17 protein-coding genes and 2 tRNA genes are annotated in these 19,412 nt (G+C 71.2%); 16 read left to right on the top strand and 3 right to left on the bottom strand.

The features are described 5' to 3' along the window. The first annotated feature begins 167 nt into the window (after positions 1 to 167). Genes recF through KUV85_RS13155 form a run of 6 tightly spaced genes read left to right on the top strand, consistent with a single transcriptional unit; the run spans position 168 to position 5,903 of the window. Positions 168 to 1,331 (top strand): DNA replication/repair protein RecF, encoded by a 1,164-nt coding sequence (recF, locus tag KUV85_RS13180; RefSeq protein WP_219960354.1) that lies wholly within the window; start codon positions 168 to 170, stop codon positions 1,329 to 1,331. Next, entirely contained in the window at positions 1,324 to 1,908 is a 585-nt protein-coding gene (locus KUV85_RS13175; RefSeq protein WP_219960353.1) for a DUF721 domain-containing protein, read from the top strand. The genes recF and KUV85_RS13175 overlap by 8 nt, the downstream gene beginning before the upstream one ends. A gap of 30 nt (positions 1,909 to 1,938) precedes the next feature. Next, positions 1,939 to 3,024 carry a hypothetical protein gene (locus KUV85_RS13170; protein ID WP_219960352.1) on the top strand — a complete coding sequence of 362 codons (1,086 nt, stop codon included), beginning with the start codon at positions 1,939 to 1,941 and terminating at the stop codon, positions 3,022 to 3,024. Further along, positions 3,017 to 3,952, top strand: a complete 936-nt coding sequence (locus tag KUV85_RS13165; RefSeq protein ID WP_219960351.1) for a hypothetical protein — start codon at positions 3,017 to 3,019, stop codon at positions 3,950 to 3,952. Before KUV85_RS13170 ends, KUV85_RS13165 begins: the two co-directional genes overlap by 8 nt. Beyond that, entirely contained in the window at positions 3,949 to 4,902 is a 954-nt protein-coding gene (locus KUV85_RS13160; protein ID WP_219960350.1) for a hypothetical protein, read from the top strand. The genes KUV85_RS13165 and KUV85_RS13160 overlap by 4 nt, the downstream gene beginning before the upstream one ends. Continuing rightward, entirely contained in the window at positions 4,899 to 5,903 is a 1,005-nt protein-coding gene (locus KUV85_RS13155; protein WP_219960349.1) for a hypothetical protein, read from the top strand. Before KUV85_RS13160 ends, KUV85_RS13155 begins: the two co-directional genes overlap by 4 nt. On the opposite strand, the gene KUV85_RS13150 is transcribed toward KUV85_RS13155, so the two are convergent. Beyond that, complete coding sequence (locus KUV85_RS13150) at positions 5,891 to 6,511, bottom strand: sulfotransferase family 2 domain-containing protein (protein WP_219960348.1); 621 nt, start codon at positions 6,509 to 6,511, stop codon at positions 5,891 to 5,893. The genes KUV85_RS13155 and KUV85_RS13150 overlap by 13 nt on opposite strands. 113 nt (positions 6,512 to 6,624) lie before the next feature. On the opposite strand from KUV85_RS13150, the gene KUV85_RS13145 reads away from it, so the two are divergent. From KUV85_RS13145 to KUV85_RS13110, 8 genes are all read left to right on the top strand, one after another. Beyond that, entirely contained in the window at positions 6,625 to 7,029 is a 405-nt protein-coding gene (locus KUV85_RS13145) for an adenylyltransferase/cytidyltransferase family protein (protein ID WP_219960347.1), read from the top strand. 313 nt (positions 7,030 to 7,342) lie between these two features. After that, a complete protein-coding gene (gyrB, locus tag KUV85_RS13140) occupies positions 7,343 to 9,418 on the top strand; it encodes a DNA topoisomerase (ATP-hydrolyzing) subunit B (protein WP_237690137.1) in 2,076 nt (691 codons plus the stop codon). A 175-nt stretch (positions 9,419 to 9,593) separates the two neighbouring features. Beyond that, a complete protein-coding gene (gene gyrA / locus KUV85_RS13135; RefSeq protein WP_237690291.1) occupies positions 9,594 to 12,251 on the top strand; it encodes a DNA gyrase subunit A in 2,658 nt (885 codons plus the stop codon). Further along, positions 12,251 to 12,964: a DUF3566 domain-containing protein gene (locus KUV85_RS13130; protein WP_219960345.1), complete on the top strand. Its 714-nt coding sequence runs from the start codon at positions 12,251 to 12,253 to the stop codon at positions 12,962 to 12,964. Before gyrA ends, KUV85_RS13130 begins: the two co-directional genes overlap by 1 nt. A gap of 114 nt (positions 12,965 to 13,078) precedes the next feature. Further along, positions 13,079 to 13,152 (top strand) — tRNA-Ile (locus tag KUV85_RS13125). A 25-nt stretch (positions 13,153 to 13,177) separates the two neighbouring features. Then, positions 13,178 to 13,306 (top strand): DLW-39 family protein, encoded by a 129-nt coding sequence (locus KUV85_RS13120; RefSeq protein ID WP_219960344.1) that lies wholly within the window; start codon positions 13,178 to 13,180, stop codon positions 13,304 to 13,306. A gap of 9 nt (positions 13,307 to 13,315) precedes the next feature. Beyond that, a tRNA-Ala gene (locus KUV85_RS13115) sits at positions 13,316 to 13,391 on the top strand. 240 nt (positions 13,392 to 13,631) lie between these two features. Continuing rightward, the gene (locus KUV85_RS13110; protein WP_219960343.1) at positions 13,632 to 14,093 is read left to right on the top strand and encodes an SRPBCC family protein; all 462 of its coding nucleotides are present in this window, start codon (positions 13,632 to 13,634) and stop codon (positions 14,091 to 14,093) included. 42 nt (positions 14,094 to 14,135) lie between these two features. Here the strand turns inward: KUV85_RS13110 and KUV85_RS13105 are convergent, their stop codons facing one another. Continuing rightward, entirely contained in the window at positions 14,136 to 15,740 is a 1,605-nt protein-coding gene (locus KUV85_RS13105) for a Na+/H+ antiporter NhaC family protein (protein ID WP_219960342.1), read from the bottom strand. Between the two features lie 284 nt (positions 15,741 to 16,024). Between KUV85_RS13105 and KUV85_RS13100 the strand changes: the two genes are divergently transcribed. After that, the gene (locus tag KUV85_RS13100) at positions 16,025 to 17,401 is read left to right on the top strand and encodes a hemolysin family protein (protein WP_219960341.1); all 1,377 of its coding nucleotides are present in this window, start codon (positions 16,025 to 16,027) and stop codon (positions 17,399 to 17,401) included. Beyond that, the gene (locus KUV85_RS13095; RefSeq protein ID WP_219960340.1) at positions 17,401 to 18,432 is read left to right on the top strand and encodes a CNNM domain-containing protein; all 1,032 of its coding nucleotides are present in this window, start codon (positions 17,401 to 17,403) and stop codon (positions 18,430 to 18,432) included. The genes KUV85_RS13100 and KUV85_RS13095 overlap by 1 nt, the downstream gene beginning before the upstream one ends. An 80-nt stretch (positions 18,433 to 18,512) precedes the next feature. Here KUV85_RS13095 and KUV85_RS13090 read toward each other — a convergent pair whose 3' ends face one another. Then, complete coding sequence (locus KUV85_RS13090) at positions 18,513 to 19,391, bottom strand: formate/nitrite transporter family protein (protein ID WP_219960339.1); 879 nt, start codon at positions 19,389 to 19,391, stop codon at positions 18,513 to 18,515. Positions 19,392 to 19,412 lie beyond the last annotated feature (21 nt).

Raw genomic sequence — 19,412 nt, 5'->3', positions numbered from 1 at the left:
CATGGAGTCGCAGGGTGGCTGCTGCCGGGCGCAGTGAGCCGGACCAGGACCAGCACCGTCCGGCGAGCGGAGTGAGACGTCGTACCAAGCGATCCTGTCGTGGATCGACCCGGACGACGACGAATTCGCTTGGTACGACGAAGCCCGAGTGACCCAGGAGGTGGCGGATGTACGTCTCCCACCTGACGCTGCGCGACTTCCGGTCCTACGCCGAGGTGGAGGTGCCGCTCGAGGCGGGCGTCACGGCATTCATCGGCCGCAACGGCCAGGGCAAGACCAACCTCGTCGAGGCGATCGACTACCTCTCGCGGCTCAGCTCGCACCGGGTGGCCAGTGAGGCGCCGCTGATCCGGGCCGGCGCCGACCGCGCACTGATCCGCACCGCGGTCGTGCGCGACGGGCGCACCGCCACGCTCGAGGTCGAGCTCAACCCCGGCAGGTCCAACACCGCCCGCATCAACCGGTCGCCGCTGCCGCGGGCCCGCGAGCTGGTCGGCATCGTCCGCACCGTGGTGTTCAGCCCCGAGGACCTGGCGCTGGTCAAGGGCGACCCGTCCGAGCGGCGCCGCTACCTCGACGACCTGCTGGTGCTGCGTACGCCGCGCCTGGCCGGCGTGCGCGCCGACTACGACCGGGTGCTCAAGCAGCGCAACAGCCTGCTGAAGTCGGCCCGTCGGGCCGCCAGCTCGCGCCGTGCCGAGCCGCCGCCCACGCTGGCGGTGTGGGACGACCACCTCGCCCGGGCCGGTGCCGAGCTGCTCGCCCACCGGCTGCGGCTGGTGCACGACCTGGCGCCGTACGTCGGCAAGACCTACGTGGCGGTGGCCCGTGGTGCGAGCCAGAACGACGCCCGCATCGAGTACCGCTCCTCCTCCGACCAGGTCGCCGAGCTGCTCGCCGACGATCCGACGCCGGCCCCCGAGGCGTTGGTCGAGGCCTTCCTCGCCGCGCTGGAGTCGCGCCGCAGCGACGAGCTGGACCGGGGCGTGACGCTCGTCGGGCCCCACCGCGACGACCTGGTCTGCAGCCTCGGTGCCGCGGAGGGCAACCGGCTCCCGGTGAAGGGCTACGCCTCCCACGGCGAGTCGTGGTCCTTCGCGCTGGCGCTGCGGCTGGCGGCCTACGACCTGCTGCGTGCCGACGGCGATGACCCGATCCTGGTGCTCGACGACGTCTTCGCCGAGCTGGACTCCCAGCGCCGCACCCAGCTGGCCGAGCTGGTCGCGGACGCCGAGCAGGTGCTGGTGACCGCCGCGGTCGGCGCCGACGTGCCCGAGCAGCTGGCGGGGACGACGTACGTCGTGGCCGACGGGGAGGTGACCCGTGGCTGAGGACGAGGCCCCCGGGGCCGACGGGGCGCCCTCCTCCGCGGCGGAGGACGAGGAACCGCACCGCCCCGACGGGCTCGACCTGGCCAAGTCACTGGTCCGGGGTGCCGCACACGCCGGCGCGGCCGCGGCCCGCAAGCCGTTCCGTCGGACGCGGGGGGCACAGCGCCGTGGTCGCCGTCCCGGCGACGACATCGCGATGAGCGGCGCCCACCCCGATGACCGCGACCCGCAGACCCTGGACGCCGAGCTCGGCCGGCTCGTCGAGGACCAGGGCTGGCGCCTGGACCTGCAGGTGCGCGGCGTGTTCGGGCGCTGGGAGGAGATCGTCGGCCCCGAGATCGCCGACCACTCCACGCCAGAGACCCTCACCGACGGCACTCTCGTTGTCCGCACCGACTCCACCGCGTGGGCGACCCAGCTGCGGCTGCTCGCGCCCAACGTCGTACGCCGCCTCAACACCGAGTTGGGCGACGGCACCGTCCGTGTGGTCGACGTGCGCGGACCGCATGCGCCGAGCTGGAAGCACGGCCGTCGCGGGCTGCGTGACGGACGCGGCCCCCGGGACACCTACGGCTGACGGGGTCCGGCTTGCTAGCGTTCCACCGTGATGGACCGCTATCCGGGGCTCGAGCGCAGGCACGACGCCGCTTCCCGCAGCCTCCTCAGCAGGCGCGGTCGCGTGGTGGTCACCCCCATGCCGCACGCGGGGAGTACGCCGCTCCTCGCCCTGCTGGCCCGCGGCGAGGGCCTCGCCGACCCCGCCCCAGACGACTGGCCGAGCGCCCTGCGGTGGAGCGAGGCGGAGCCGACCGTGCGCAGCGAGGCGGCCGAGTCCGCCGAGTGGGTCCGGCTCACCACGACCCGCCATCCGGCGGCCCGGTTGTGGGCCGCGTGGCAGACGGTGGTGCTGCTCGGCCACGACGCCGCCGAGGTGCGGTTCGGCGAGGCAGCCTGGTTCCCGCGTGACGTCGCGACCGTGGCGGACCTGCTGGCGGCCTACCGCTCCTTCGTCGCGGCGCTGGACTCCGACCTGCTCTTCGCCGACCCGGCGTGGGCCCCGCAGACGCTGCTGGTGGAGTCGATGCCGTCCTTCACCCACGTCGTGGACCACGACCGGCTCGAGGAGGCGATCACCCTGCTCGCCGAGCGACTGGGCGTCGACGCCGCCGACCTGCCCGCCGACGAGGCGCTGCTGCTCCCGCACCACCCGGCCGTCCTCGACGCCGCCGGCGCGGCGGTGGTCAACCGGATCTACGGCCCCGACCTGACCGACTTCGGCCACGAACCGCTCGCCGAGGAGGACGGCGAGCTGCCGCAGGAGTGGCAGGACCGGGCGGCCGCGCTGCTGCCGGCCATCGCCCAGCTGTCCGAGGCCAACGCTCACCGCGAGCGCACCCAGCGCCGCGCCGTCGAGGCCGAGGCGCGGGCCGAGCTCGAGCGCCACCGGGTCGCGCAGCTGCGTGAGCAGCTCGACGAGCGGTGGGACAGTCGCCACGAGCACCGCGCCGCACTGGTCGCGCTGACGGCGCGGCTCGACGGCACCGAGGAGGAGCTCGCCGACGCGCGCCGCGAGCTCATCGACCGCACCAAGGGCACCTGGACGCCCGACCGCGCACGCCAGCGGGCCAAGAACCTCGCCCGCCGCGTGCGCAACCGCGTCACGACCGGCAAGGAGGCGCGTGCCGATGGCTGACCCGGCCCCCGCACCCACCCCGCCCACGCCGCGCCAGCTGGTCTTCGTCACCGGCCTGCGCGGCCGGGCCGTCGACGCCACGGTCGAGGTGCTCCGCGGCCTGGGCGGGCGCCCGAGCCCGGCGCCCGACCCGCCCGAGGGCCTCGTCGACAGCGTCGGCCCCGCTGCCTGGGCCCGCGAGCTCCACGACGGACTCGCCCGGCGCTACGGCCTGCGCCGGCCCGAGACCAGGCCCGACTCGCTGCTGGCCGGTGCGCACGCCAGCTACGACAACGAGGCCCACCGCGCGCTCGACCGCTGGCTGCGCACGGCCTTCGACGAGGCCGACGAGGTCGTCGTCGACGACCCGTGGTTCCCCTGGCTGGTCTCGCTGTGGCAGGTGGCCGCCGGCCGCGCCGGCGCGGCGATCCGCATCGTCGTCGTGGTCGACGATCCGGCCGAGCACGCCGCCGCCGAGGCGGCCGCCGACGACGCCTATCCCGAGGTCGCACTGGCCGCGGAGTGGACCAACACCATGCTCACCCTCGAGCGTGCGACGCGGGACGAGCAGCGCTGCTTCGTGTCCTACGCCGACCTGGTCGCCGACTGGACGCTCACGGTGAAGAACCTCGGCGACGCCCTCGACCTCGCGTTCGTGCAGCAGGCGGCACCGGGCCAGATGATCCGCGCCTCCGAGGCGGCCCCGACCCGACCCGAGACGCCGCGGGACTGGTCCGACCTCGCGGTGCCCGCCGACATCGCCGGGATGGCCGACGCGACCCGCGCCACGTTGCTGCGCCTGGCCGCCGACCGCCACGACGCCGAGGCGCTGGCCGAGGCCGACCGGCTGCGGGCGAGGTTCACCGAGCGCCACGACCTCGCCGCGGCGACGGTGCGCAGCTCGATCATCGACGGGGTGAAGATGGGACGGCGGGGAGCCACCCGATGACCGCCTCGACCGGACCCACCTTCGCGATGGACAACCTCGAGCACGACCCGGAGTTCGTCGCGGTCTGGCCGACCGAGCAGGCCGAGCTGGTCGACGGCTTCACCGCCGTGCTGCGGGTGAAGAACGAGGCTGCGTCGCTGCCGTTCGTGCTGCCGCCGCTGTTCGAGGCGGTGGAGGAGATCGTGCTGGTGGACAACCTCTCCGACGACGGCACCCCGGAGGTTGCACGTGAAACCGCCGAGCGGTGTGGCGCCGCTGACCGGCTGCGGGTCTTCACCTACCCCTTCAACGTGAGCCGCTGCGGCCAGGAGCACCTGGAGACCCCGGCCGCGTCGGTGCACAGCCTGACCCACTTCTACAACTGGTCCTTCTCCCACGTGCGCACCCGCTACTCGCTGAAGTGGGACGGCGACATGGTCCTCACCCCCGAGGGCGTGCGCTACTACCGCGCGCTCGAGTGGCAGCTGGGCAACTCCCGCGCCAGCGTCACCATGCCGCGCCTGGGCCTCTACGTGCAGGACGAGACGCAGGCCTTCCTCGATGTCGGCCTGTTCAACCGCGAGTCCTACGGCTACCCGATGGCCCCGGACTTCACCTACATCAAGGCCTTCGAGTGGGAGATGCGGCACGTCCCCGCCGACGCGGCCAAGATCATGCTCCCCGAGGGGATCTGCATCGAGCTGAAGTGGCTCGACGGCGACGAGTTCTCCCACTGGACCGACCCCGCGGCGTACGACGCGGCCCGGCAGGGGCGCAAGAAGCGCGAGTGGGAGGTCTTCCACGGCCTCCAGGCCGGTGAGGTGCCCGCCGACGTGCTGCCGGTGCAGGCGCCGGAGGGCGTCCACGTGGTCGACCACGTGTCCCGCACCTTCCTGCCGCAGCTGCCGCGTCCGATCTCGGAGTCCGCCGACGCCAAGGACGCGACGATCGCCGCCGGGATCGTGGTGTGAGCGCGCCGGCCCCGACCGCGGCGCGTCCGCCCCGCACCCTCCTGCTGGTGACCGGGCCGTCGTACGGCGGCCTGCGCACCGCCGCCGGTGTGCTGCGCCGGCTGGGTGCCGCGGTGCCGCAACCCGAGCGTGCCGTGGACGACCGGGAGCCGAGCCGACCGAGCGAGCCGCGGTGGGTGGTGGACTTCCACGACCGCCTCATCGGCCACGCCCGCACGATGGCCACCGACGCCCAGCCGCGGGCGTGGCTGCGCACCGGCGTCGTGGGCCGCCGCAGCGACCTGCGCGAGGAGCTCGCCGGCTGGCTGGAGCGCGCGTTCGCCCATGCCGACTCCGACGTTGTCGTGGTCACCGACGCCCAGCTGCCCTGGTACCACTTCCTGTGGCAGTCCGCCGCCGTCGACGTGGGCGCCACCCCGACCGTCGTCCTCCCGGTCCGCCACCCCGCGACCGTGGTGGGGCGGCGGCACGCGGCCGAGTCCTCTCGCGGCGGGGCCCAGCACCTGTTGGCCAGCTGGGTCAACGTGGTGACCGGGCTCGAGCACCGCACCCGCGACGTACGCCGCGTCCTGGTCGACCACGACGCCCTGGTCCGCACGCCCGCGCTGGCGCTGCGTCAACTCGCGGAGACCACCGGCCGCTCCGAGCTGGTCGACCCCGACGCGCTGCGTCGCCTCACGCCGTTCCTGTCCCGCATCGACCTGGCCGCGACCCCGTGGTCGGACCTCGTGGTGAGCGAGGAGCTGCGCTCACTGGCCTCGGTCGCGTGGGACCAGCTGGACCGCATGACGGGCGCCGAGGGCGAGGGTGCGGCCCCGCGCCGGCGCCTGGACGAGGTCCGCGCGGAGTACGCCGCCTACTACGCCGGCGAGGAGGCGCTGGTCAGCGCCTCGATCACCAACGCGGCGTGGCAGGGCCGCATCGAGCGGCGCCGCCGGATCAAGCGCCTGGCCGAGCTGGCCGAGGAGCGCAAGGCGGCCCAGCAGGCTCAGAACTCGTAGCCGAACCGCTCGATGTCGGCGGCGTACACCTCCGCGACCCGCTGCCGGGTCGCGTCGTCGTAGTAGTCGCGGTAGTCGGTGTGGGGGCTGGTGTTGAACCGCGGCACGGACTCCGGTGCGGGGATGTCGAGCCGGCCGAAGACCTCCTGGAGGTCGCTGGCCAGGGTCTCGGTGCGGCCGATGAAGTCGGCCTCGCGGTCGCCGGCGCGGAGGTACTCCAGCTGCGGTTTGCGCAGCCGCTCCCACTTCTGCGGCGCCTCCATGATGAAGCTGTGGAAGTCGACGTAGTTCTTCGCGATGTCACCGGCGAAGGGGACGTTCTCGACCTTCTTGATCGCCCACGGCTTGCCCTCCTCGGCCTTTTCGCGCCAGTTCATCGCCATGGCGTGCCAGGACACCAGCCGGGCCCAGGGGTTCCGGACGAACCCGAAGATGAAGTAGTCGCTGGCCTCGGGGTGGTGCTCGAGGATCTCGGTCAGCGGCGCGTGGCGACGGGCCTCGCCCTCGCGCAGGTCGTCGAAGGCGTCCTTCATGACGTTGTCGACCGTCGAGCCCCCGGTCTTCTGCACGTGGACGAACAGTGCACGGCGCGAGTCGGAGATCTGCACGCGGGCAGCATACCGACCGCCGAGGTTAGGATCGTCGGGAGCCGAACCCAGTCGAGCCCGCCAGCGGGCACGGCCGTGTCCGCGTCCGCACCTGAGCCGGCCCTGAGGAATCCATGAAGCGCGTCATCACCTACGGCACCTTCGACCTGTTCCACATCGGGCACCTCAACCTGCTCGAGCGGCTCGCGGAGCTGGGCGACCACCTGACCGTCGCGGTCTCCACCGACGAGTTCAACCTCGGCAAGGGCAAGGTCTGCTCGATGCCCTACGACGAGCGCTCCCGGATCGTCGGGGCGCTGCGGTGCGTGGACCGGGTGATCCAGGAGGAGTCGTGGGACCAGAAGCCCCGCGACGTGCAGGAGCTGGGGATCGACGTGTTCGGGATCGGCGACGACTGGCAGGGCAAGTTCGACCACCTCGCGCAGTACTGCGAGGTCGTCTACCTGACCCGCACGCACGGCATCAGCACCACCTCGCTCAAGCTCGACATCGCGATGAACGCCGACGCCCGCAAGTGAGCGCCGGCTCCGGGACGGACCCCGGTCGGTGACGCCGGGCGGTGCCCGGGCGGACGTCGCGATCGGACTGGGCTCCTCCACGGCGATCTGCGGGGTGCGGGCGCGTACCCAGCCCCGGAGGTGGGCCCGCGGGAGCCGCGAATCCGCCGTCACGGGTCGCTGAGGGGCAATTTTCCGCCGCTGACCCCCCATTCTGGGTGGGGAGGAGCGTGTCTGCGGGCCTGTGGGCCGGTAAGATCGATTCATCGAGGTCACGGAGATCGCCTTGTCGAGCGCCGTGGCCTCCTCCCTGTCACTGTGAGATGAGGTCCGCGTGTCCGACCAGCCCGTCACCACCGGCGAGAACGTGCCCAGCGTCGACTACGACGCGTCCGCGATCCAGGTCCTCGAGGGGCTCGAGGCGGTGCGCAAACGCCCGGGCATGTACATCGGCTCCACCGGCGAGCGCGGCCTGCACCACCTGATCTGGGAGATCGTGGACAACGCCGTCGACGAGGCGCTGGCCGGTCACTGCGACCGGATCGTCGTGACGCTGCTCGCCGACGGTGGCGTCCGGGTCGAGGACAACGGCCGCGGCATCCCCACCGACACCGCCAACGGCCAGGAGCTGCCGGCGGTGACGCTGGCGCTGACCGTGCTGCACGCCGGCGGCAAGTTCGGTGGCGGCGGCTACAAGGTCTCCGGCGGCCTGCACGGCGTGGGCGTCTCGGTGGTCAACGCCCTCGCGTCCCGGCTGGAGGTGGAGGTCAAGAACCGCGGCCGGCTGTGGCGCCAGACCTTCCAGCTCGGCACCCCCGACGCCGACCTGGCCGAGGTCCGCGAGCTCGAGGCCGACGAGCAGACCGGCACCACCGTCACCTGGTGGGCCTCGGAGGACATCTTCGAGACCACGACGTACTCGCTGGAGACCATCACCGGGCGTATCCGCGAGATGGCCTTCCTCAACAAGGGCCTGGAGATCGTCGTCCGCGACGAGCGGCCACAGGCCGACGACATCGCCGAGGCCGTCGAGGACGACACCGTCTCCTCCGACGTCGACGGCGGCAGCGACGCCATCAAGGCCGCCGAGGGGGGCGGGCTGGAGCAGGTGTTCTGCTACCAGCGTGGCCTGGTCGACTACGTCGAGCACCTCAACCGGCGCAAGGAGAAGACCAACGAGACGGTCATCTCCTTCGAGGCCGACACCCCCGAGGACGTCGAGAACCACATGAGCGTCGAGGTGGCGATGCAGTGGAACGCCTCGTTCAACGAGTCGGTCCACACCTTCGCCAACACCATCAACACCCACGAGGGCGGCACCCACGAGGAGGGCTTCCGCGCGGCGCTGACCTCGCTGGTCAACGGCATGGGCGAGGACTGGGGCCTGATCAAGAAGCGCGAGGACCGGGTCTCGGGCGACGACATCCGCGAGGGCCTCACCGCGATCATCTCCATCAAGCTCGGCGAGCCGCAGTTCGAGGGCCAGACCAAGACCAAGCTCGGCAACACCGAGGCCAAGGGCTTCGTGCAGCGGGTGGTCAACGAGGAGCTCGGCGCCTGGCTGGAGGCCAACCCCAACGAGGGCAAGACCATCCTGCGCAAGGCCCAGGCCGCGGCGACGGCACGGATCGCGGCCCGCAAGGCGCGCGACCTGGCCCGCTCGCGCAAGGGCCTGCTCGGTGGCGGCGGCCTGCCGGGCAAGCTGTCGGACTGCCAGTCGACCAACCCCGACGAGTGCGAGGTCTTCATCGTCGAGGGTGACTCCGCGGGCGGCTCGGCCAAGTCCGGTCGTGACCCGCGGGTGCAGGCGATCCTCCCGATCCGCGGCAAGATCCTCAACGTCGAGAAGGCGCGCATCGACAAGGTGCTGGCCAACACCGAGGTGCAGTCGATCCTCTCCGCGCTCGGCACGGGCATCCACGAGGAGTTCGACCTCGACAAGCTGCGCTACCACAAGATCGTGCTGATGGCCGACGCCGACGTCGACGGCCACCACATCAACACGCTGCTGCTGACGCTGCTGTTCCGCTTCATGCGGCCGCTGATCGAGCACGGCTACGTCTACATGGCGCAGCCGCCGCTCTACCGGCTGCGGTGGAACAAGCCCCACGAGCACGAGTTCGTCTACTCCGACGCCGAGCGCCTCGCGCTGCAGGAGGCCGGCATCGAGGCGGGCAAGAAGCTGCCGAAGGAGAACCCGGTCCAGCGCTACAAGGGTCTGGGCGAGATGAACGCCGACGAGCTGTGGGAGACCACGATGGACCCCGACCAGCGGCTGCTGCTGCAGGTCAGCCTCGAGGACGCCGCCCAGGCCGACGAGATCTTCTCCATCCTGATGGGCGAGGACGTCGACCAACGCCGCTCCTTCATCCAGCGCAACGCCAAGGACGTCAGGTTCTTGGACATCTGATGTGTCCCGACAGTCTCGACGACCGGTGGTCGAGCCTGTCGAGACCCGTATCCCGCCATCTAGCGCCACGCGTAGACATCGTTAGACCCAGTCAGAGAGAGCAATCGTGACCGAGACCCCCACCACGCCCGAGGGCCCCACCGGCCGGATCGAAGCGGTCGACCTGCAGGAGTCGATGAAGCGCTCCTACATCGACTACGCGATGGCCGTCATCGTCGGGCGCGCGCTGCCCGACGTACGCGACGGGCTCAAGCCGGTGCACCGGCGCGTGCTCTACGCGATGTACGACGGTGGCTACCGTCCCGACCGCGGCTACTCCAAGTGCAGCCGCGTCGTCGGTGACGTGATGGGTCAGTACCACCCGCACGGCGACTCCGCGATCTACGACACCCTGGTCCGCTTGGCGCAGACCTGGGTGATGCGGGCGCCGCTGATCCACGGCCAGGGCAACTTCGGCTCGCCGGGCAACGACCCCGCCGCGGCCATGCGGTACACCGAGTGCCGCATGGCGCCGCTGGCGATGGAGATGGTGCGCGACATCGACGAGGACACCGTCGACTTCGTGCCCAACTACGACGGCCGGTCCGAGGAGCCGTCGATCCTGCCGGCGCGCTTCCCGAACCTGCTGGTCAACGGCTCCTCGGGCATCGCGGTCGGCATGGCCACCTCGATCCCGCCGCACAACCTGCGCGAGGTGGCGGCCGGCGCGAAGTGGGCGCTGGAGCACCCCGACGCCTCGCGCGAGGAGCTGCTCGAGGCGCTCATGGAGCGCATCAAGGGCCCCGACTTCCCCAACGCGGCGCTGATCGTCGGCCGCGAGGGCATCGAGCAGGCCTACCGCACCGGCCGCGGCTCGATCACCCAGCGCGCGGTGATCGAGGTCGACGAGGACGCCAAGGGCCGCACCTGCCTGGTCATCACCGAGCTGCCCTACATGGTCAACCCGGACAACCTGGCGCTGAAGATCGCCGAGCTGGCCGACTCCGGCAAGGTGCAGGGCATCAGCGACGTGCGCGACGACACCTCCTCGCGCACCGGCCAGCGGCTGGTCGTGGTGCTCAAGCGCGACGCGGTCGCGCGGGTGGTGCTCAACAACCTGCTCAAGCACACCGAGCTGCAGACCAACTTCAGCTGCAACATGCTCGCGCTGGTCGACGGCGTGCCCCGCACGCTGACCATCGACCAGTTCATCAGCCACTGGGTCGACCACCAGATCGACGTCATCCAGCGCCGGACGCGCTACCGGCTGGCGAAGTACCAGCGCGAGGCCCACATCTACCGCGGCCTCGCCAAGGCGCTGGACATGCTCGACGAGGTGATCGCCCTGATCCGGCGCTCGCCCGACGTCGACGAGGCCCGCACCGGCCTGATGCAGCTGCTCGACATCGACGAGCTCCAGGCCAACGCGATCCTGGAGATGCAGCTGCGGCGCCTGGCGGCCCTGGAGCGGCAGAAGATCATGGACCGGCTCGCCGAGCTGGAGGAGATCATCGCCGACCTCGAGGACATCCTGGCCCGCCCCGAGCGGCAGCGCCGGATCATCGCCGAGGAGCTCGACGAGATCCTGGAGAAGTACGGCGACGAGCGGCGTACGCAGATCATCGCCGCCGACGGCGACCTCTCCATGGAGGACCTGATCCCCGACGAGGACCTGGTCGTCTCCATCACCCGCGGCGGCTACGCCAAGCGGACGCTGGCCAGCCACTACCGCACGCAGAAGCGCGGCGGCAAGGGCGTGCGCGGCGCGGCACTGCGCGGCGACGACGTGGTGCGGCACTTCATCGCCACGTCCAACCACCACTGGCTGCTGTTCTTCACCGACCAGGGGCGCGTCTACCGCACGAAGGCCTACAACCTGCCCGAGGCGACCCGTGACGCCAAGGGCGGCCACGTGGCGGGCCTGCTCTCCTTCCAGCCCGACGAGCAGATCGCGCAGGTGCTGGCGATCCGCGACTACGACCAGGAGCCCTACTTGGTGCTCGCCACCCGCAACGGGCTGGTGAAGAAGACCCGGCTGGGTGACTACAACTCGCCGCGGCAGGCCGGCGTCATCGCGATCAACTTCCGCGAGGACGACGACGAGCTGATCGGTGCCGAGCTGGTCTCCGGCGACGACGACATCCTGCTGGTATCCCACAAGGGGCAGGCGATCCGCTTCCGCGCCGACGACCAGCAGCTGCGGCCGATGGGGCGGGCGACGTCGGGTGTCACGGGCATGAAGTTCCGCGAGGACGACTCGCTGCTGTCGCTGTCGGTGATCCGGGCCTCGCAGGTCGCGGCCGAGGAGGCTGCCGGCCTGGCGGCCGAGGACGACGAGTCCGCCGACGTCGAGGCGAGTGAGGTCGACGTCGAGACCGTCAAGGCGCAGTACGTCTTCTCCATGACCGACGGCGGCTTCGCCAAGCGCAGCCGCATCAACGAGTACCGCCTCCAGGGACGCGGTGGCCTCGGCATCAAGGCGATGACGCTGACCAACGCCGACCGGGGCGGTCTGGTGGGTGCCTTCATCGTCGAGGACGGCGACGAGGTGCTCTCGATCACCCAGTCGGGCCAGGTCGTGCGCAGCCCGATCAACGAGGACTTCCGGCCCACGGGCCGTGCGACGCAGGGCGTGAAGTTCGTGACGCCCAAGTCGGGCGACGCGGTCGCGCTGGTGGCCCGCTCGGTGGAGACCACCGCCGCCGAGGAGGAGGCGGAGGAAGCCGCTGCCGAGGAGGGCGCCGAGCCCGCCGAGGCAGGCGTCGAGGGAGCGGTCGAATCGGCGGATCAGGGTTCGGGTGCCACAATCGAGCCGACCGAACCCGCGGCTGACCCCGGGGAGAGTGAGGACTGATGACTGATCGTCACACGGATTCCCGTGGCGAGGTCTCGGAGGAGACCGACGCGGAGAAGACCAAGGTCGCCGGCATCCCGCGGGTGACCGAGGAGACCTCGACCGAGAAGTCAGCGAGCTCGGGCAAGCAGCAGAAGCCCGAGCCTGCCAAGAATTCCGACGCGGCGAAGCAGGCCGACTCGGGCTCGGAGCAGCAGGACAAGCCGGCCAAGCAGTCGTTCGCGGCGGCGGCCAAGTCCACGCTGGACGCGGCGAAGAAGGCGGCGAGCCAGGTGGGTGGCGAGCGCGGGGAGAAGTCCGCCTCGCCGGTGACCCAGACGGCCCCTGCCCCCAAGCGCGGCCCGCGTCGTGCGCGGCTCCGGCTGACCCGGATCGACCCGTGGTCGGTGATGAAGACCGCGTTCCTGCTCTCGATCGCCTTCGCGGTCGTGACCGTGGTCGCGGTCGGCATGGTCTGGCAGGTGCTGGGCGCCGCCGGCGTGTGGGACTCGATCAACGAGACGGTCCAGTCCGGCATCGGCGGCGACGACATCTCCTCCTTCCAGGTCGAGGACTACGTCGGCACCTCCCGCGTGCTCGGCTTCACGATGCTGGTCGCCGCGGTGGACGTCGTACTCATCACCGCGGCAGCGACCCTGTCGGCCTTCCTCTACAACATGGCCGCCGCCCTCCTGGGCGGCGTCGAGGTCACCCTCTCCGAGGACGTCGACTGACCCTTGGTGGTCGAGCCGCCGCCGAGGGCCGAGGCGGCGTGTCGAGACCCCCAACCCGTTTTGTCCGTCCCCTCGACGGTCGGGTAGTGTTCCGGCTTGGTTCACACCACACGAGGGCCTATAGCTCAGACGGTTAGAGCGCTGTCCTGATAAGACAGAGGTCACTGGTTCAAGTCCAGTTAGGCCCACTCTCGAGACCACCGGAGGTCACAGGTGATCAAGAAGGTCGTCCTTCTCGTCCTCGCTGCGGCCGGCGCGGCGTTCGCGAACAAGAAGCTCCAGGAGTCCAAGGCCGAGCAGGCCCTCTGGTCCGAGGCGACCGACTCGCTGCCCCACTCCTGACCCACCCAAGGGGCCTTGGCGCAATTGGTAGCGCACCTGCTTTGCAAGCAGGGGGTTAGGGGTTCGAGTCCCCTAGGCTCCACCACGCGGAACCGCACGTCGCACTGCGGTTCCCTTATCGTTTCGAGCACTCTCCGGTCAGCGCACAGGAACGTACCGAACGGCTGGGATCGGACCTCCTGACGCGCTCATGGCCCGCGATTGCTGCCGTTCGGTACGTCCGCGTGCGCGGCGGAGCCCGACGAGGTTTGGTTTCGCCCGAATCGGTTACCGGACGGTCGACCGGGACGACGAGTCGTCCCCACCGATCGAAGGGAGCCAGATCATGGGCCAGGTCCAGAAGTCCATCGACGTGGACGTGCCGGTGAGCACCGCCTACAACCAGTGGACGCAGTTCGAGAGCTTCCCGGAGTTCATGGGAGGCGTGGAGTCGATCACTAAGGTCGACGAGAAGCGCAGCCACTGGGTCACCGACATCGTCGGCGTCGAGCGCGAGTTCGACACCGAGATCACCGAGCAGCACCCCGACCAGCGCATCGCGTGGACGAGCGTCGACGGTGACGCCGAGCACGCCGGCGTGGTCACCTTCCACCACCTCGACGACGACAAGAGCCGCGTCATGGTCCAGATCGACTGGGACGCCTCCGGCGTCGCCGAGAAGGTCGGGTCGGCGGTCAATGCCGACGACCGGCAGGTGGAGAAGGACCTCGAGCGGTTCAAGGAGTTCATCGAGAACCGTGGGCAGGCCACCGGCAGCTGGCGGGGCGACGTACCGGCCGGCTCCTGAGCCGACCGGCCCCGACAGGAACGCCGACGCGGTGCCGCGGGGTCAGCGCGAGTCGCTGGCCAGCGGCGCCGGGTCGGCGATCTCGTCCTCGAGCCGCTTGAGCCAGGAGTTCGCGGCGAGGGCGGCCAACGCCAGCGCCACCACCGTGCCGGCTAGACCGAGCAGGCCGCTCCCGGTCGCAGCGAGTACGACGTACCCGATGGTCGCCGCGGCAGCTCCGGCCAACGCGTAGGGCAGCTGGGTAGTGACGTGGGTGATGACGTTGCAGCTGGCGCCGGTCGAGGACAGGATCGTCGTGTCCGAGATCGGCGAGCAGTGGTCGCCGAAGACCGACCCGGCGAGCACCGCCCCGAAGGCGGGGATCAGCAGCTCGGGTTCACCGACCGAGGTCATCAGGGCACCGGCGATCGGCAGCAGGATCGCGAAGCTGCCCCACGACGTGCCGGTCGAGAACGCCATCGCGCCGGCCAGCACGAACATCACGGGCACCAGCCACGCCGCCGCGATGCCGGCGTCCTCGACGAGCCCGGCCAGGTAGTCGCCGGTGCCGAGGGACTCGATCAGCGCCCCGAGCATCCACGCCAGCACCAGGATGTAGACCGCCGGCAGCATCGAGGTCACGCCGTTCCACGTGCCCCGGCCCAGCACGCCGCGGTCGAAGTCCTCGTCGGGCGTGGTGTAGCGGAAGTAGTAGTAGAACGCGGACACCAGACCCAGCGCGGCGCCGATGATCAGCGCCAGCGTCACGTCGGCGTTGGCGAGCACGTCCAGCACCGACCACGACGAGCCCTCGGCGGTGCCGCCGCTCCACACCATGCCACCGACCACGCCGACGACCAGCGCGACGAACGGCACCACCAGCGCCCGCTTGTGGCCGGGCTCGTGCATCGGCAGGTCCTCAGTGAGCTCACCCGGCACCGTCTCGGCGCTGTCGAAGGTCTCGCCCTCGGCGATCGCGCGACGCTCCTCCCGCCGCATCGGCCCCAGGTCCAGCTGCAACGCGACCACCAGGCCGACGGTGAGCAGCGCCGCGATCGCGTAGTAGTTGTGCCCCGCCGAGAGGACGAAGACCTCGACGTCGCTGCGGTCCAGCGCCGCCTCGGCGATGATCGGGCTCATCAGCGTGATGATGTAGGCGCCCCAGCTCGAGAACGGCGCCAGCACCGCCACCGGCGCCGACGTCGAGTCGATCAGGTAGGCCAGCTTGGCGCGCGCCACGTGCATCCGGTCGGTGACCGGGCGGGCCACCTGGCCCACCGCGAGGGCGTTGAAGTAGTCGTCGATGAAGATCGCCAGCCCCAGCCCGCCGGCCATCCCCTGCGCACCCCGACGGCTCCGCACCCGCCGCGACGCCCACTCGGAGAACGCCGAGCTGCCGCCGCTCATCAGGATCACCGAGGCGATCACGCCCAGCGCCAGGGTGAAGAGCAGGATGTAGACCTTGCCGGTGTTGACCGCCCCGTCGACCCAGAACAGCTCCGCGAACGAGGCCCACACCAGCTCCAGCGTCCCCAGCGGGGCGTAGTCGGCCACGATGAACGCAGCACTGAGCACGCCGAGCCCGAGACTCAGCACCACCTGCCGGGTGGCGATCACGAGCGTGATCGCCAGCAGCGGTGGGATGACGGTGATGATCGAGTCGTCCATGGCGTCCTTCCCGAGACGAGACGCACGAGCCTAGTACCGGCGTACGGCGGCCGTCACCACGTGAGGCCCGCCCCACGGCCGCCGGGGACCGGGGACGTCGTGGACGGCCGGCTGGTGTCGCTCACGTACGCTGATGCTCCCGCCACCGTGGCGGCGACCACCGGACCAAGGAAGGGCTGCTGTCCTCGGATGGAGTACGACAGACCCTGGGTGGCGTCGCGCCGCCCACGCACTGACCTGATCCCGCGCCCCGGCAGCGGGTCCGCACCGCAGGAGGCGCGGCGATGACGGTGCTCATGCTGCTCGTCGGGATCCTCGCGATCCTGACCATCATCGCGGCGAACGGCTACTTCGTGGCCCAGGAGTTCGCCTACATGTCGGTGGACCGCTCCCGCCTCGGCGCGAGCGCCGACGCCGGTGACGCCACGGCACGGCGTGCGCTCGCGATCACCGACCGCACCTCGTTCATGCTCTCGGGCGCCCAGCTCGGCATCACCGTCACCGGCCTGCTCATCGGGTACGTCGCCGAGCCGCTCGTCGGCAGCGCCCTCGGCGAGCTCCTCGGCGGCGTCGGCGTCCCCACCGCGGTCGGCGTCTCGGTCGGCACCATCACCGCCCTCGCGGTCTCGACGATCGTGCAGATGATCGTCGGGGAGCTCTATCCCAAGAACCTGGCGATCGCCAACGCCGAGCCGATGGCCCGCGGCCTGGCCCGGTCCACGCAGATCTACCTCGCGGCGTTCGGCTGGCTCATCACCGTCTTCGACCACGCCGCCAACGCGCTGCTCAAGCTGGTCCGCATCGAGCCGGTCCACGACGTCGACTCCACCGCCACCCCGCAGGACCTCGAGCACATCGTCGCCGACTCCCGTGAGAGCGGCGACCTGCCCGAGGAGCTGTCGATGCTGCTCGACCGGATCCTCGACTTCCCCGACCAGGACGTCGAGCACGCGATGGTGCCGCACTCCCAGGTCGGCACCGTCCACAGCAGTACGACGATCGCGGAGGTCCGCGAGCGGATGGCCGTCGAGCACACCCGCTACCCCGTCGTGGATGACGACGGCGTGGCCGTCGGGCTGGTCGAGCTCGCCGACCTGCTCGCCAGCGACCTCCCCGACGAGGCCCCCGCCGAGCAGCTGATGCGCGAACCGGTGCTGGTGCCGACCGCGATGGCGCTGCCCGACGCGCTCGACCAGCTCGTCGAGGCCCGCACCGAGCTGGCCTGCGTCATCGACGAGTACGGCGGCCTGGCCGGCGTCCTCACCGTCGAGGACATGGCCGAGGAACTCATCGGCGAGGTCACCGACGAGCACGACCACGAGGCACCGCCGACCGTCGTCGCCGAGGACGAGCACACCTGGGTCGTCGACGGCGACGTCCCGGTCGACGAGGTCGAGCGCGCCATCGGCCACGACCTGCCCGCCGGGGACTACGAGACCATCACCGGGCTGCTGCTCGACGTCCGCGGCGACCTCCTCGAGGAGGGCGAGCAGGTCGAGGTCGAGCTGCCGCAGGACCCGGCCGAGCTGGCCGAGGACGAACCCACGCCCCGCACGCTGGTGGCCGAGGTGGTCGCCGTCGAGCGGCACGTGCCGTCCCGGCTCCGGCTCCACCTCACCGAGCAACCCGCGACCGCCGACGACCAGGAGGAGGTGGACTGATGGAACACCCCGTCACCGTGGCCGTCGCCACCGCCGCGATCATCGTGCTCAGTGCGCTCTTCGTCGTCGTCGAGTTCTCCCTGCTCGGCGCCCGGCGCCACCGGCTGGAGGAGTCCGCCGCCACGAGCCGGTCCGCCCGTGCCGCGCTGCGGTCGATGAACGAGCTGACCGTCATGCTCGCCGGCGCCCAACTCGGCATCACCGCCTGCACCCTCGCGCTCGGTGCGATCACCAAGCCGGCCGTGCACCATTGGCTCGAACCGGCCATCGCCACGATCGGCATGCCCGGCTGGGTCGCCGACGGCGTCGCCTTCGGCCTCGCGCTGCTGGTCGTGACCTTCCTGCACCTCGTGGTCGGCGAGATGGCGCCGAAGTCGTGGGCGATCGCCCACCCCGAGCTGTCGGCGTCGGCCATCGCGCTGCCCGCGCGTGCCTTCATCTGGGCGTTCCGTCCGCTGCTGGGCTGGATCAACACCCTCGCCAACCGCCTCGTGGCGGCCAGCGGCGTGGAACCGGTCGACCGCGCCGGCGTCGCCGGGTACGACGCCGCCACCATCCGGCACCTCGTCGAGCACTCGGCGGAGGCGGGCGTGCTCGAGCCGACCTTCCGCGAGCAGATCGCCCGCGCCATCGACCTGGAGTCCCTCGAGGTCGCCAGCCTCGTCCCCGCCGGGGTGCGCCCGACCGCGGTCGCGACGTCGGCGACCGTGGCCGACGTACGCGCCGCCTCGGTGCGGTCGGGGCACCTGCGGATCCTGCTGCACGACGACGGTCCGGGGGCGCCGCGGGTGGTGCACGTGCGCGACACCCTGCTCGAGCCCGACGACCGTGCGGCGGCCGACCTCGCCCGCGACCCGCTCCGGCTGGCGCGCGAGACGCCGGTGCACGAGGCGCTCGCCCAGCTGCGCGACGGCGGCGAGCAGCTGGCGGCGGTCATGGACGGTGACCGGCTGGTCGGCGTGGTGACGATGGCCGACATCCTGCGCCGCGTGCTGCCCCACGGCTCCGGCGGCGCGGAGGTGCCGGCGTGAGCGCGGCGTACTGACCTCGACCACCGCACGCACGATCGCCCGGGACCAGTGCCGGTCCCGGGCGATCTGGTGGGAGCACGTCAGTGCGCGGCGCCCACCGGGGCCGCCTCCTCGGTCCGGTCGGACCCGACGGAACCGGCGGTGTCCGCGGGCCGCGGGCGCTCCGGCGCCGTACGGCCGTGGGTGGCGTAGAGCATCAGGCCGACGAAGGTGAGGCCACCGACGAGGTTGCCCACCACGGTCGGGATCTCGTTCCAGACCAGGTAGTCACCGATGGTGAACTCGCCGCCGAGCATGAGGCCGGAGGGGAAGAGGAACATGTTGACGATCGAGTGCTCGAACCCCATGTAGAAGAACAGCATGATCGGCATCCACATCGCGATGACCTTGCCGGGCACGCTGTTGGACATCATGGCGCCCACGACGCCGGTCGAGACCATCCAGTTGCACAGCACGCCGCGGATGAAGAGCGTCAGCATGCCGGCGGCGCCGTAGTCGGCGTAGCCGACGGTGCGGCCCTCGCCGATGGAGCCGATGGCCTGGCCGACTTCGTTGGGGCTGGTGGAGAAGCCGTAGGTGAAGATGATCGCCATGAACAGGGCGGTGGTCATCGCGCCGGCGAGGTTGCCGAGGAAGACCCACCCCCAGTTGCGCAGCATCGAGCGCCAGGTGACGCCCCGGCGCTTGTCGAGCACGGCCAGCGGCACGAGCGTGAAGACGCCCGTGAGCAGGTCGAAGCCCATCAGGTAGAGCATGCAGAAGCCGACCGGGAAGAGCACCGCCCCGGCGAGCGGCTCACCGGTCTGCACGGTGATGGTCACGGCGAAGGCGGCGGCGAGGGCGAGGATCGCTCCGGCCATGTAGGCGCGGATGAAGGTGTCGCGGGTCGACATGAACGCCTTCTTCTCGCCGGCGTCCACCATCTGCTTCACGAAGTCGGGCGGGGCCACGTAGGACATCGGGGATCTCCTGGAGGGGTG

The sequence above is a fragment of the Nocardioides panacisoli genome (genome assembly GCF_019448235.1).
Lineage (GTDB): Bacteria > Actinomycetota > Actinomycetes > Propionibacteriales > Nocardioidaceae > Nocardioides > Nocardioides panacisoli_A.
This window is presented reverse-complemented; position numbering and strand designations above follow the sequence as displayed.